Origin of the sequence: Sphingobium sufflavum, assembly GCF_021403115.1 — a bacterium.
Taxonomy (GTDB): domain Bacteria; phylum Pseudomonadota; class Alphaproteobacteria; order Sphingomonadales; family Sphingomonadaceae; genus Sphingobium; species Sphingobium sufflavum.
On sequence record NZ_JAJSSH010000008.1, the window covers coordinates 68,399 to 81,966 of the forward strand.

A 13,568-nucleotide genomic window follows, 5' to 3' on the forward strand; every position below is an offset into this window, starting at 1 on the left:
CCCGCTTTGCGTCTTCATCCCTTCACCTTCGCATAGGCGACCAGCGCCCGCTCCCGCCCCTCCCGATGACCGATCACGGGCGGCGGATAGGCGCGCGGGCGGCAACCCGCGCCGTCTGGGTCATGCACCTGCCGCCCGGCCAGCCCCGCCAATTCCGGCACCCATTGCCGGATATAATCGCCCGCGTCGAATTTCTCCGACTGGACCAGCGGCGCCATGATACGACCAAACATATTGGCGTCCAGCCCCGTGCCCGCCGACCATTGCCAGTTGACGCTGTTGTTGCCGTAATCCGCATCGACCAGCGTGTCCCAGAACCATTGCTCGCCCTCGCGCCAGTCGATCAGCAGATGCTTGATGAGGAAGCTGGCCACGATCATGCGGACGCGGTTGTGCATCCATCCCGTCGCCCATAATTGCCGCATACCCGCATCGACGATGGGATAGCCCGTCAGCCCCTGCCGCCACGCGCACAGGTCCGCCTGCGCCGCCTTGCCGTCGCGCCATGCCAGTGCGTCGAACCGCTCATGACCGTTGCGCCGGCCATAATCGGGGAAGGCGGTGATGATGTTCTGTGCATAATCGCGCCAGATCACTTCCTTGCGAAACGTCTCCGCCCCCTGCGAGCGTCCTGTGGCGGCCTGCCAGACGGTGGCGGGCGACACCTCGCCGAAATGCAGATGCGGCGACAGGCGCGATGTCCCCTCGACCGAGGGACGGTCCCGCGCCTCGCCATAGTCCGGCAAAATATCCGCCAGATCGCCCAGCCGCTCCAGCGCGCCCGCCTCGCCCGGCGTCCACTCCGCCCCGAACCCCTGCGCCCAGTCCGGCTTCGTCGGGAGCAGGCCCCAGTCCGCCAGCGCATCGCTCTGCGGCCAGTGCGCGGGACCAGCGATCGTCACCGGCGCCGGCAGCGGATCGGACGGCGGCATCTGGAGCAGCACCGCGCGGGAGAACGGGGTGTAGATGCGATACGGCTGGCCGCTGCCGCTCGTCACGCTTCCGGGTGGCAGCAGGTAATTGCCGTCATGGCCTATCAGGTCCAGCGCGCCCGCCACCTTGCGCTCCGCATTGCGCCACCAGGGTTCATAATGGCGCAGGCCATGCACCCGCACCGCCCCCGTCTCCGCCGCCAGCTTCGCCAGTTCCGCTACGCTCTCCCCCCGGCGCAGGATCAGCCGCGACCCCTTGCCCCGCAACGCCTCGTCCAGCGCCGTCAGGCTATGGTGCAGCCACCACCGGCTCGCGCCGCCCATCGCCCGATGCCGGGGCGTCTCGTCATCCAATATATAGACCGGAATCACCGGCCCCTCCGCCACCGCCGCGCACAGCGCCGCCTGATCCGACAGGCGCAGGTCACGACGAAACCAGAGGATGGAGGGCGCGGTCATGGTTCAGCCTGTCGAGAGAGAAAGGAAAGCGGAGATCGAACGACGTCTAGCGGCCAGACTCCGCGCGTCAAAGGCTGGTTCCGCCACATACGGCAATTCCACGGACGTATCGCCACACGAACCCTGACGCGCACCCTCCCCCAATGCTGTTCACGCCGGCACGATTTTTGCCGAACCCATGGATGGGCGCTTGAACCGGGGAAGGTCGCTTCTGTACAGGGGGCTTTCCCTTACGATGATCGAACCACAGCCATGACCGAACCTGCCTCCCTTCCCTATCGCCCCTGCGTGGGCATCATGATGGTCAACCGCGACGGCCAGGTCTTTGTCGGGCAGCGCATCGACAGCACGGAAGGCGACGCCTGGCAGATGCCGCAGGGCGGCGTGGACCGGGGCGAAGAGGCGGAACAGGCCGCGATCCGCGAACTCGGAGAGGAAACCGGCGTCCGTCCGGAGCATATCCAACTGCTCGCCCACACCAAGGAAGAACTGTTCTACGACCTGCCCGAAGAACTGGCCGGACGGATATGGGGCGGCAAATATCGCGGACAGCGGCAAATCTGGTATCTGGCCCGCTTTCTGGGCGCGGACAGCGACATCGACATCGCGACCGAGCATCCCGAATTCGACAACTGGCGCTGGACCGCGCCGGATACGCTGGTCGATCTGATCGTGCCCTTCAAGAAGAAGATCTACCGCGACGTGCTGGCGGAATTCCGCGACCTGATCTGATCCGCTGACGAGGCAGTCCATAGGAGCGAGGGGGCAAATGGAAATCCGTTTGTCCTGAGCCTGTCGAAGGACTGTTCGGCCTCGAACAGTTCAAGCCGTCGACCATCCCGAAACGGACGAAGGGCGCACGCGTCACCCTCCCCCAAAGCCGCCGCCCTAAATCCCCGCCGCATCCAGCCGCGCCATCTCCTCCTGCGACAGGTGCAGGGTCAGCGACGGCATCAGGTCGTGCAGTTGCCCGACCGTTGTCGCGCTGGCGATCGGGGCGGCGACCCCCGGCTTCGCCATCACCCATGCCAGCGCCACCGCCGCATGGGACACGCCATGATCCCCCGCGATCCGGTCCATCACCGCCAGCATCCCCGGCCCCTTGCCCTCCATATATTTCTGCACCCCGCCCCCGCGCCTGCTCTGCGACAGGTCGTCGGGCGAGCGATATTTGCCGGTCAGATAGCCCTGCGCCAGACTGAAGAAGGTCACGACCCCGACCCCCCGCGCCATGCACAGCGGCAACAGTTCCCGCTCCAGGTCGCGCTCCAGCAGGTTATATTGGGGCTGGAAAACCGTGTAGGGCGTCAGCCCGCTCGCCGCCGCAATGTCCAGCGCGCTGCCCAGCCGTGCCGGTGTAAAGTTTGACGCGCCGATGCTCCGCACCTTCCCCGCCCGGACCAGCGTGTCGAACGCCTCCGCCACTTCTTCCTGCGGCACGCTCTCATCGTCGAAATGGGCGAAATACAGGTCGACATAGTCGGTCCTCAGCCGCCGCAGCGACGCCTCGACCGCGCGCGGCAGATAGGCCTTGCCCAGTCCGCCCAGACCCGGCCCCATCGGACCGCCCACCTTGGTCGCGATCTGCACATCGTCGCGCCGCCCGCGATGGGCCAGCCATGCGCCGATCATCGCCTCGCTATCCCCGCCTTTACCGTCGGGCAGATAGTTGGAATACATGTCCGCGCTGTCGATCATCGTGCCGCCGCCGTCGACAAAGGCGTCCAGCACCGCAAAGCTGCGCGCGGCGTCCATCCCGTTGACCCCGAACACATTGCCGCCCAGCACCAGCGGCGCAATGGACAGCCCCGTATCGCCCAGCGGGCGGCGCTCAACCATATCGACATCCTTCCAACCGGCGGCAAACCGCGCCTTCAACGCCAGAATGGCAGGGATCGCCCCCACCGCAAGCCCCCGCGTGGCAACAGCCCGCATGGACAAGATTGTCGGGATTTTTTACAACTGGTTAAGAATCATTTAACGTAAAATACGGATTTTAGCCGTTGGCACGGAGGTTGCTTTGTCACTGCGCATGACGTCCCGCCTCACCAAACTTCGCCGCCTCTTCACGCTGAAGACGAAATTCGAGGTCTATCTCGTCATCTATCCGCTGGCGATGGGCGCGTGCGAGCGGGCGTCCAACTATCTGGATCAATATCCCGGCTATGGCGGCGTCCTGCTCGCCCTTGCCTGCACCGGATCGGTGTTCATGGCGGGCGGGCTGATGATCGATTCCGTGGACATGCGCGAACGGCTGTCGAGCAACTGAGAAAATCATGATATTTTAATAAGATGACACGATGAATTCAGACGTTCACGCCAGCGCCTCCGCCGGGTCGGTGACGGCATAGCCATGCTGCCGCGCGACGGGCGCGCAGGTGACTTTCCCGTCCCACACATTCAATCCCGCCAGCAGGTGCGGATCGCGCCGCATCGCATCCCGCCAGCCCAGGTCCGCGACGGCCAGCGCATGTGGCAGCGTCACATTGTTGAGCGCATAGGTGGATGTCCGCGCCACCGCACCCGGCATGTTCGCCACGCAATAATGCACCACCCCGTCCACGACAAAGGTCGGCGCGCTGTGCGTGGTGGGATGGCTCGTCTCGAAACAGCCACCCTGGTCGATCGCTACATCGACCAGCACCGCTCCCCGCTGCATCGTCGCCAGCATCGCGCGCGACACCAGCTTGGGCGCCGCCGCGCCGGGGATCAGCACGGCGCCGATCACCAGATCGGCCTCCGCCACGCTCTGCTCCAGATTGGCCTTGTTGGAAAAGCGTGTCTTGGCCCGTGCCTCGAAATAGGTGCCCAGCCGCTCCAGCACTTCCGGGCTGCGGTCGAGGATGGTCACGTCCGCGCCCAGCCCGGCGGCCATCTGCGCCGCGTTGAAGCCGACCACGCCGCCGCCGATCACCACCACCTTGGCGGGCAGCACCCCCGGCACCCCGCCCAGCAGCACGCCGCGCCCGCCATGCTCCTTTTCCAGCGCGGTCGCCCCCGCCTGAATCGACATACGCCCCGCCACCTGGCTCATCGGTTTCAGCAGCGGCAATCCGCCGCCCGCATCCGTCACCGTCTCATAGGCGATGCACACCGCTCCCGATGCGACCAGTGCGGCCGTTTGTTCAGGATCGGGCGCAAGGTGCAGATAGGTATAGAGAATTTGCCCCGGTCGCAGCATAGCCCGTTCGGCCGGCTGCGGCTCCTTGACCTTCACGATCATATCCGCCCGCGCGAATACGCTGGCGGCATCGTCCAGCACCTCCGCCCCCGCGTGGCGATACTGTTCATCTGTCGCGCCTATGCCCAGCCCCGCGCCAGCCTCCACCAGCACATCATGGCCATGGGCCGACAGTTCATGCACGCTTTCCGGCGTCAGGCCGACCCGATATTCATGATCCTTGATCTCGCGAACCGTTCCTACGATCATGATTGCACGGCCTTTATCCTACCAGTGACAGTCGGGGGCTTTCGTTCGTTTCCATCCGGGCGGATTCGACGCCGTCCAGCCGCTCGATCACCTCCGCCAATTCGGGGTCGAAGCGGAAATCCCGCCCGGCGATGAAGCGCGCCTCATGCTGGCCCGGCGCGGCGGTGACAAAGACGATCTCGCCCTTGCCGCCGCGCGCATCCCGCACCATCGCACCGATTCGCTGCACCGCCTCTGCCTCGCTGACATGGATGACCAGCCGCATCCGGCTGGTCGAGGCGATGCTATCGAACCCCTGCACCCCGCGCACCGTCACGCGCGGCATGTCCTCGCCGCCCTGCCGGTCCAGCTCCACGGTCAGCAGTGCGCATCGCCCGCTGCTATCCTCCGCATTGCTCAGGCTTTCCAGTATCTTGCAGCCGTCATCTTCGAAACAGCTCGCCTGGAACTGGCCGCTGGGGTCGGAGAAGAGGACCAGCGCGTATCGTCCCCCTCGCCGCTTGTCCCGCCAGCGGATCGATTCGACCAGCGCCGCCATGATGGCGGTCGGCTTTTCTCCCACCATCGGTGCCGCGCAAATCTCGCCAAAGGTGCGCGCACCCTTGGACCGGGCGATCTCCTTGAACCGGTCGACCGGGTGATTGGCGAAATAGAAGCCAAAGGCTTCCTGTTCGAACTGCATCGACTCCGACTTGGTCCAACTGACATCGGGCACCTGCACATCGGCATGGGCAATATCCTCGCCGCCGAACAGGCCGCCCTGCCCGGTTTCCCGCGCGTCCGATGCCTTGGACGCGACCGCCAGTATCGCCTCCGCCGCCGCATGCGCGCCCGCCCGGCTCACGCCCAGCGAGTCGAACCCGCCCGCCGCCGCCAGACTCTCGATCTGCCGCCGGTTGAGCATCCGCGGCTCCACCCGGTTGGCGAAATCGTCCAGATCCTTGAACAATCCCTTGGCGCGCCGCTCACCCACCAGAAGGTCCATCGCGCTTTCGCCCACGCCCTTCAGCCCGCCCAGCCCATAACGGACGGCAAAGGGATAGACCGCGCCGCCGGGGTCTGGCTCGACGGAGAAATCCGCCTCGCTCGCGTTGATGTCCGGCGGCAGGATGGTGATGCCCATGCGCCGCATGTCATCGACGAAGACGGTCAGCTTTTCCGTCAGGTGAATATCGAACGCCATGGACGCGGCATAGAATTCCGCCGGATGATGCGCCTTCAGCCACGCCGTCTGGTAGGACAGCAGCGCATAGGCGGCCGCATGGCTCTTGTTGAAGCCATAACCCGCAAACTTGTCGATCAGGTCGAACAGTTCGTTCGCCTTGACCTTGGGGATGTTGCTGCGCTCCAGACACCCCTTGCCGAACCGCTCGCGCTGCGCGTCCATCTCCGCCTGATTCTTCTTGCCCATCGCGCGGCGCAGAAGGTCGGCGTCGCCGAGGCTGTAGCCCGCCAATATCTGGGCGGCCTGCATCACCTGTTCCTGATAAACGAAGATGCCGTACGTCTCGTTCAGGATCGGTTCGAGCAGGTCGTGCGGATAGACGATCTCCTCCTGCCCGTTCTTGCGCCGCCCGAACATGGGGATATTGTCCATCGGGCCGGGGCGATAGAGCGAGACGAGCGCGATGATGTCGCCGAAATTGGTCGGCTTCACCGCCGCCAGGGTCTTGCGCATACCCTCCGATTCCAGCTGGAACACGCCCACCGTGTCGCCGCGCTGCATCAGGGCATAGGTCTTCTCATCCTCCCAGTGCATGCCGTCCAGATCGACGCTGACCCCCCGCTTCGCCAGCAGTTGCACCGCCCGTTGCAGCACCGACAGCGTCTTGAGGCCGAGAAAGTCGAACTTCACCAGACCCGCCCCCTCGACATATTTCATGTCGAACTGGGTGACGGGCATGTCGGAGCGCGGGTCGCGGTACAAGGGCACCAGTTGCGACAGCGGCCGGTCGCCGATCACCACGCCCGCCGCATGGGTGGAACTGTGGCGGGGCAGGCCCTCCAGCTTCATCGCATAGTCGACCAGCCGCTTGACCTGCCCGTCGGCCTCATATTCCGCCACGAACTCGCTGACGCCGTTCATCGTGCGTTCCAGCGTCCAGGGATCGGTCGGGTGGTTCGGCACCATCTTGGCCAGCCGGTCGACCTGCCCATAGCTCATCTGGAGCACGCGCCCGGTGTCCTTGAGCACGGCCCGCGCTTTCAGCTTACCGAAGGTGATGATCTGCGCCACATGGTCGCGGCCATATTTCTCCTGCACATAGCGGATCACCTCGCCGCGCCGGGTTTCGCAGAAGTCGATGTCGAAGTCGGGCATCGACACACGTTCCGGGTTCAGGAAGCGTTCGAACAGCAGGCCCAGCTTGAGCGGGTCGAGGTCGGTGATGGTCAGCGACCAGGCGACCAGCGACCCCGCGCCCGAACCACGGCCCGGCCCCACCGGAATATCGTGACTTTTCGCCCATTTGATGAAGTCGGCCACGATCAGGAAGTAGCCGGGAAAGCCCATCTGGTTGATGATGCCGATCTCGAAATCCAGCCGCTCGGCATAGGTCCGCCGTTCCTCCGGGTCGGTGATCCCCGCCGTCGCCAGCCGCAGGGCCAGCCCGTCCTCGGCCTGATCGCGCAGCGCCTGCTTCTCGCCCTCTATGTCGCCCGCCAGACTGGGCAGGATGGGCGACCGCTTGGGCGCCGCCACGGCGCAGCGTTGCGCGACGACCAGCGTGTTCGCCAGCGCCTCCGGCAGGTCCGCGAACAGGCGGCGCATCTCGTCCGCCGGTTTCAGCCAGCTTTGCGGGCTGCTGTGCTGCCGGTCGGCGCTGTCGACATAGCTGGAGGAGGCGATGCACAGCATGACGTCATGCGCCGCATGGAAATCCGGTTCCGCGAAACAGGCGGGGTTTGTGCCCACGATGGGCAGGTCGCGGGCATAGGCGAGGTCGAGCAGCGCGCCCTCCGCCAGTTCCTCCGCATCCTCGCCGCGCCGGGCCACCTCGATATAGAGCCGATCCCCAAACATCGCCTGCAACCGGTCGAGATACAGGTTCGCCGCCGACGCCTGCCCCTCCGCCAGCAACCGCACCAGCGCGCCCTCGCCCGCGGCGGTCAGGCAGATCAGGCCGTCGGTATGGGCACCCATCCGCTCCAGCGTCACATGGGGGGCCAGCGTGTCGGGCCGCTCCAGATGCGCGGCGGACACCAGGTCGCACAGATTTTCATATCCGCGCATGTCCTGCGCGAACAGCACCAGCCAGTCGATGGCGTCCGTGCCCCCGCCGATGTTCCCCGGCCGCGCCACGCCCAGCAGCGTGCCGACGATCGGCTGCACACCCTCGCCCTTGCACGCATCGGAAAAGGCCATGGCGCCATACAGGCCGTTGCGGTCGGCCATGCCTACGCCCGGAAAGCCCAGTTTTCGCGCGCGCTTGGCAATGGCCTTCGGCTCCATCGCCCCTTCCAGCATGGTGAAGGATGAAAAGACGCGCAGCGGTACGAATTGGGCATGGGACATGCCCCGATGATAGGGTGCCGATCCCCATACGCCAAGGCGGCTGAACGAGTTACCCACAGCCAATATGGACAGATGGCCCTCCCGCCGCGCCGTGCGACGCCAAACGTGGCGCTTGCCTATGACGCCATGAAATGATCCTATCGGGCATATAATTTCCGGGGAGCTGGACCATGCCCAACGACACCGTCACCGCATCCGAGTCGCTGATCGCGCGAGCGAAGGGCATCTTGCTGGCCCCCAGAGACGAATGGCCGAAAATCGCCGCCGAACCAAAGGGCATCGGTCCCATCTTCACGGGCTATGCCCTGCCGCTGATCGCCATCGCGCCGGTCGCGGGGCTGATCGGCGGACAGATATTCGGCTATGGCGCCTTTGGCATCAATTACCGGCCCACTCTGGTCGCGGGCATTTCCTCGGCGCTCGTCGCCTTCGTCGTGGCGCTGATCTCGCTGGGCGTCATGACCGCGCTGGTCGAATTTCTCGCGCCCAAATTCGATGGCGCCGCCACGCGCCTGACCGCCTTCAAGCTGGTCGCCTACAGCATGACCGCGTCATGGCTGGCCGGCATCTTCGCCATCGTGCCCTCGCTGGGATGGCTCAGCCTTGCCGGTCTCTACAGCTTCTACCTGCTCTACACCGGGGTCGTGCCCCTGCTGAACGTGCCGGCGGCCAAGGCGCTGACCTTCACCATCGTCACCGTGATCTGCGCCATCGTCGTGACATTGGTCGTGGGCGCGATCGCGGCGGTCGTCACCACCGCCCTCGTCCCCGGCCCGGCAACGCTGGGCAGCGATGCGGGCGAGGTGTCCGGCAATGTCACCGTGCCCGGCGTCGGCTCCATCGACGTCGCCAAAATGCAGGACGCCGCAAAGAAGGCGCAGGCCGCCGCGACCGGCGCCAGCAAGGCCGCCAGCGCCACCGCGCTCCAGGCCCTGCTCCCCGCCTCCATCGCCGGGTTCAGCCGCACCTCGGTGCAGAGCCAGGCGCTCGGTCAGGCGGGCAGCAATGCCGAAGGCCGCTATGAGAAGGACGGCAAGAGCTTCACCCTCAGCGTGACGGACATGTCCGCCATGGGCGCGCTGGCCTCCATGGGCGCGGCGATGGGCGTCAGTTCCAACAAGGAGGACGCCGACGGCTATGAGAAGACGGCGACGGTGGACGGCCGCCTCGTCACGGAGAAATGGAACAAGACCGCCGGTCGCGGCGAATATGGCACCACGCTGGCCGACCGCTTTCTGGTGAAGGCGGAAGGCGAGGTGGACGACATCGCCACGCTGAAGGACGCGGTCGCCACCATCGACGCCGGGTCGCTCAGCGCGCTGGTGAAATAGGGCGCGCACCTACCGCCTCATCCTGAGCCTGCCGGAGGACAAGCTTGTCGCTGCGGCATCAGGATGAACGGAAAGCGCCTCTCATTAGAGCGTTTTCCAAGTAGGTGGAATCACCGGCTGACTCGGAAAACGCGCCAAACCAAAAACTGAGAGCAGCCGGTCCGATGCAATCGGATCGGAAACGGCTCTGGGCCGCTACGCCAGCTTGCCGTCATGCAGGCGCACCATGCGGTCCATCCGCCCGGCCAGCCGCTCATTATGGGTCGCGATCAGCGCCGCCGACCCCTCACCCCGGACCAGCGCCAGAAACTCGCCGAACACAATGTCGGCGGTCCGCTCGTCCAGATTGCCGGTCGGCTCGTCGGCCAGCACGATGGCGGGCCGGTTCGCCAGCGCCCGCGCCACCGCCACCCGCTGCTGCTCGCCGCCAGACAACTGGCTGGGCCGATGGTTCAGCCGCGCCGACAGCCCCAGCTTGCCCAGCAACTCGCTGGCCCGCGCCCGCGCCACATCCTCGCTCGCGCCATGGATGAGCTGCGGCAGCACGACATTTTCCATCGCGGAGAAATCGGGCAGCAGGTGGTGGAACTGATAGACGAAGCCGATGGCGTCACGGCGCAACCGGGTGCGCCCGTCATTGCCCAGCGTCGTCGCCTCCTCCCCGCCCAGCCGGATCGAACCGCCATAGCCGCCCTCCAGCAGGCCCACCGCCTGGAGCAGCGTGGACTTGCCCGTCCCCGACGGTCCCAGCAGCCCCACGATCTCGCCGCGCGCAATGGACAGGTCCACGCCGCGCAGCACGTCGATCCGGGCATCGCCCTGCTGGAAACTGCGCGTCAGCCCCTGTGTCGAGAGGATTTCATCACTCATAGCGCAGCACCTCGACAGGATCGGTATTGGCCGCCTTGAAGGCCGGGTAGAGGGTGGCGAGGAAGCTGAACAGCACCGCCATCCCGCAAATCACCGCGATTTCCACGGCATCCGGCTTGGACGGCAATTCGGTCAGGAACCGCACCGACGGATCCCAGATATTCTGTCCGGTAAGGAACTGGATGCCGTTCAGCATCTGCTGGCGGAAATACAGGATGACGAGGCCCAGCCCCAGCCCCGCCGCCGTCCCCGCCGTGCCGATCGACAGGCCGACCGTCAGGAAGATGCGCAGCAGGCTGGCCCGCGCCGCGCCCATCGTCCGCATGATGGCGATGTCGCGGGTCTTGGCCCGCACCAGCATGATGAGCGACGACAATATGTTGAACACCGCGACCAGGATGATGAGCGACAGGATGACGAAGGACACCACCCGATCCACCTGCAACGCCTCGAACAGGCTGGCGTTCATCTGCCGCCAGTCGACCACCACCGCCTTGTTGCGCAATTTGTCGGCCAGCGGGGCGAGGATGGCGGCGACCCTGTCCGGGTCCACCGTCTTCACCTCCACCATGCCAACCTGATCGCCCAGCAGCAGCAGGCTCTGTGCGTCCGCCATGGGCAGCACCACGAACGCCTTGTCATAATCATAGACGCCGATCTCGAAGATCGCGCCAATCTCATAGGGCAACTGGCGCGGCACCGTGCCGAACGGGGTGGAGCGTCCCGCCGGGTTCAGGATGCTGATCGTGTCACCCACCGTCACGCCCAGATTCTCGGCCAGCCGCGACCCGATGGCCACCCGCCCGCTGCCCGTCTCGACATAGTTGAGGTTGCCCGCGATCACCTTGCCCTTCAGCGAGGGATTGGCGCGAATGTCCGCCACCGTCATGCCGCGCACCAGCGCCGCCTCCACCCGCCCGCCATGGATGGCCAGCAGCGGCTGCTCGATCAGCGGCGTGGCGGATGTGACGCCGGGCGTGGCCTTCGCCTGCCGGACCACATCCTGCCATCCCGGCAGGCGACCGTCATAGCCCTGCACCACCGCATGGCCGTTCAGCCCTACGATCTTGTCGAACAGTTCCGCGCGAAAGCCGTTCATCACGCTCATCACCACGATCAGCGCGGCGACGCCCAGCATGACCGCGACCAGGCTGATCGCCGCGACGAGGAAGATGAACCCCTCCCCCCGGCCGGGCAGCAAATATCGCCGCGCGACCATTTTTTCATAACGTGACAGGATCATGGGACGGGAAAATGCCTTGTTGAAAGAGGCCGGACAGGGTGGCGATGGTCTATGGTGCCGCGCGGCGGGAGGCAAGCGCCGCAAAGCCGTTGCAAATTTGGCACAGCGTGCGGCGCAAAATCATGTCCCATTGTGAAAGGATCGTGACAGAAGCCGTCGCGTCGCATACTCAAAATCTCACGAAGCACAGGCGATCATAGCAGGGCCGTGGTTCAGGGAGGGTGCATCCCGTTCCAAGCTTTAAGGGGGCTAAGGAGCGCGCGGGTGCCCCACCTAAAGGGGGAGACGCTCAGCGTCACAACGGGCGTCCGGATCAACAGGTCCGGACGCCCTAGTTGTTTTCGGGCCTCCCAATTCCGCCTCCCGCGACTTTCGCCAGCCGACAGGCGTGGCGACACCCGCTCGTTCTTCATCGCACGCAGGCTTGAAAGTGCCTCGCCCTCACCCATCTTTCTCGCATCCGGTCGCCGCATGGGACCGGATAATGCGCCGGGCGCCATTTGGGTCCGGCATGACGTCAACTTGCTCTGATGGAGGATTTGATATGCGTGAATTCGACCTTACTCCCTATCGCCGCAGCACCGTCGGCTTCGACCGGCTTTTCGACCTGATCGAAAATGGCGCGCGGCTCCAGCAGGCCGACAATTACCCTCCCTTCAACATCGAGCGGCTGAGCGAGGATCGCTATCGCGTCACCCTCGCCGTCGCGGGGTTCAAGGCGGAGGAAGTCGACATCACCGCCCAGCAGAACCTGCTCCTCATCTCCGGCCGCAAGGCGGAGGGGGATCAGGACCGCGCCAATTTCCTGCACCTCGGCATCGCGAATCGCAATTTCGAGCGGCGTTTTGAACTGGCCGACTTCGTGCGGGTGGAGGATGCCCGTCTTGCCGACGGCCTGCTGTCCGTCGATCTCGTCCGCGAGATTCCCGACGCCATGAAACCGCGCAAGATCGCGATCAATGGCAAGGGCGCGGTGATCGGCATCGAGGATGCGGACAAGAACGCCGCCTGATTGCAACACCCCCCGATGACAGGAGGGCGCCGGAGCGATCCGGCGCCCTTTGTTATAAGGAACGGCAAGTCACAGCCAAAATCAGGCGTCCCGCCCCACCATCCGCGACAGCCGGACGCCGTTGCCGTTGCCGTTCCGCCACCGGACCGGACGATCGGGCGACGAATCCCGAATCACGACGGCCGACACCCGCCGCCAGTCCTTGCCCCACTTGATCCCCACGCCCTCTGACGCTAGAGGCCGCGCAACTTTCCTCATCCTTACACTTCTGGAGTTTATCGCATGGCTGCGACACGCACTTTCTCGATCATCAAGCCCGACGCGACCCGCCGCAACCTGACCGGCGCCGTGACCAAGGTGCTGGAGGAAGCCGGCCTGCGCGTCGTCGCGTCCAAGCGCCTCCACCTGACCAAGGAGCAGGCCGAGGGCTTCTACGCCGTCCACAGCGAGCGTCCCTTCTTCGGTGAACTGGTGTCCTTCATGACCTCCGGCCCCGTCGTCGTGCAGGTTCTGGAAGGCGAGAACGCCATGCAGCGCAACCGCGACATCATGGGCGCGACCAACCCCGAAAACGCCGCCGAGGGCACGATCCGCAAGCTGTTCGCCGAATCCATCGAGGCGAACACCGTCCATGGTTCGGACAGCGACGAGAACGCCGCCATCGAAATCGCCTATTTCTTCAAGCCCGAAGAAATCGTCGGTTAAGTTTTGTTTCCCGCGCGGTGGATAGAGCGCCGCGCGGGAACTCCCGGTTGATCCATGTTTTATCCAAGGACG

11 protein-coding genes are annotated in these 13,568 nt (G+C 65.3%); 5 read left to right on the top strand and 6 right to left on the bottom strand.

Annotated features, from left to right (window positions below; all coding sequences use genetic code 11):
• Positions 1-14: 14 nt before the first annotated feature.
• Positions 15-1,391: a cryptochrome/photolyase family protein gene (locus LWE61_RS12675; protein ID WP_234150494.1), complete on the bottom strand. Its 1,377-nt coding sequence runs from the start codon at positions 1,389-1,391 to the stop codon at positions 15-17.
• Positions 1,392-1,643: 252 nt separating this feature from the next.
• Between LWE61_RS12675 and LWE61_RS12680 the strand changes: the two genes are divergently transcribed.
• Positions 1,644-2,123, top strand: coding sequence for an RNA pyrophosphohydrolase (locus LWE61_RS12680; protein WP_234150496.1), 480 nt, complete (start codon positions 1,644-1,646; stop codon positions 2,121-2,123).
• Positions 2,124-2,279: 156 nt separating this feature from the next.
• On the opposite strand, the gene LWE61_RS12685 is transcribed toward LWE61_RS12680, so the two are convergent.
• Positions 2,280-3,230 (bottom strand): aldo/keto reductase, encoded by a 951-nt coding sequence (locus tag LWE61_RS12685; protein ID WP_234150498.1) that lies wholly within the window; start codon positions 3,228-3,230, stop codon positions 2,280-2,282.
• Between the two features lie 193 nt (positions 3,231-3,423).
• Here LWE61_RS12685 and LWE61_RS12690 point away from each other — a divergent pair, with 193 nt between their 5' ends.
• A complete protein-coding gene (locus LWE61_RS12690; RefSeq protein ID WP_234150499.1) occupies positions 3,424-3,660 on the top strand; it encodes a hypothetical protein in 237 nt (78 codons plus the stop codon).
• A 45-nt stretch (positions 3,661-3,705) separates the two neighbouring features.
• On the opposite strand, the gene ald is transcribed toward LWE61_RS12690, so the two are convergent.
• The gene (ald, locus tag LWE61_RS12695; RefSeq protein WP_234150501.1) at positions 3,706-4,821 is read right to left on the bottom strand and encodes an alanine dehydrogenase; all 1,116 of its coding nucleotides are present in this window, start codon (positions 4,819-4,821) and stop codon (positions 3,706-3,708) included.
• Positions 4,822-4,834: 13 nt separating this feature from the next.
• A complete protein-coding gene (gene dnaE, locus LWE61_RS12700) occupies positions 4,835-8,335 on the bottom strand; it encodes a DNA polymerase III subunit alpha (protein ID WP_234150502.1) in 3,501 nt (1,166 codons plus the stop codon).
• 170 nt (positions 8,336-8,505) lie between these two features.
• Here dnaE and LWE61_RS12705 point away from each other — a divergent pair, with 170 nt between their 5' ends.
• Positions 8,506-9,666 carry a Yip1 family protein gene (locus LWE61_RS12705; RefSeq protein WP_234150504.1) on the top strand — a complete coding sequence of 387 codons (1,161 nt, stop codon included), beginning with the start codon at positions 8,506-8,508 and terminating at the stop codon, positions 9,664-9,666.
• A gap of 195 nt (positions 9,667-9,861) precedes the next feature.
• Here the strand turns inward: LWE61_RS12705 and LWE61_RS12710 are convergent, their stop codons facing one another.
• Positions 9,862-10,536 (bottom strand): ABC transporter ATP-binding protein, encoded by a 675-nt coding sequence (locus LWE61_RS12710; RefSeq protein WP_234150506.1) that lies wholly within the window; start codon positions 10,534-10,536, stop codon positions 9,862-9,864.
• Positions 10,529-11,779: a lipoprotein-releasing ABC transporter permease subunit gene (locus tag LWE61_RS12715; protein WP_234150507.1), complete on the bottom strand. Its 1,251-nt coding sequence runs from the start codon at positions 11,777-11,779 to the stop codon at positions 10,529-10,531. The genes LWE61_RS12710 and LWE61_RS12715 overlap by 8 nt, the downstream gene beginning before the upstream one ends.
• Positions 11,780-12,323: 544 nt before the next feature.
• Here LWE61_RS12715 and LWE61_RS12720 point away from each other — a divergent pair.
• Both LWE61_RS12720 and ndk read left to right on the top strand, forming a co-directional pair.
• Positions 12,324-12,791, top strand: a complete 468-nt coding sequence (locus LWE61_RS12720) for an Hsp20 family protein (RefSeq protein WP_234150509.1) — start codon at positions 12,324-12,326, stop codon at positions 12,789-12,791.
• Positions 12,792-13,073: 282 nt separating this feature from the next.
• On the top strand, positions 13,074-13,496 hold the full coding sequence (gene ndk, locus LWE61_RS12725; protein WP_234150510.1) for a nucleoside-diphosphate kinase: 423 nt from the start codon (positions 13,074-13,076) through the stop codon (positions 13,494-13,496).
• Positions 13,497-13,568: the final 72 nt, after the last annotated feature.

Coding starts and splice junctions, on each gene's coding strand:
- LWE61_RS12690 (WP_234150499.1), top strand. CDS start 3,424: ATGACGTCCCGCCTCACCAAACTTCGCCGCCTCTTCACGCTGAAGACG.
- ald (WP_234150501.1), bottom strand. CDS start 4,821: ATGATCGTAGGAACGGTTCGCGAGATCAAGGATCATGAATATCGGGTC.
- LWE61_RS12720 (WP_234150509.1), top strand. CDS start 12,324: ATGCGTGAATTCGACCTTACTCCCTATCGCCGCAGCACCGTCGGCTTC.
- LWE61_RS12685 (WP_234150498.1), bottom strand. CDS start 3,230: ATGGTTGAGCGCCGCCCGCTGGGCGATACGGGGCTGTCCATTGCGCCG.
- ndk (WP_234150510.1), top strand. CDS start 13,074: ATGGCTGCGACACGCACTTTCTCGATCATCAAGCCCGACGCGACCCGC.
- LWE61_RS12710 (WP_234150506.1), bottom strand. CDS start 10,536: ATGAGTGATGAAATCCTCTCGACACAGGGGCTGACGCGCAGTTTCCAG.
- dnaE (WP_234150502.1), bottom strand. CDS start 8,335: ATGTCCCATGCCCAATTCGTACCGCTGCGCGTCTTTTCATCCTTCACC.
- LWE61_RS12680 (WP_234150496.1), top strand. CDS start 1,644: ATGACCGAACCTGCCTCCCTTCCCTATCGCCCCTGCGTGGGCATCATG.
- LWE61_RS12715 (WP_234150507.1), bottom strand. CDS start 11,779: ATGATCCTGTCACGTTATGAAAAAATGGTCGCGCGGCGATATTTGCTG.
- LWE61_RS12705 (WP_234150504.1), top strand. CDS start 8,506: ATGCCCAACGACACCGTCACCGCATCCGAGTCGCTGATCGCGCGAGCG.
- LWE61_RS12675 (WP_234150494.1), bottom strand. CDS start 1,391: ATGACCGCGCCCTCCATCCTCTGGTTTCGTCGTGACCTGCGCCTGTCG.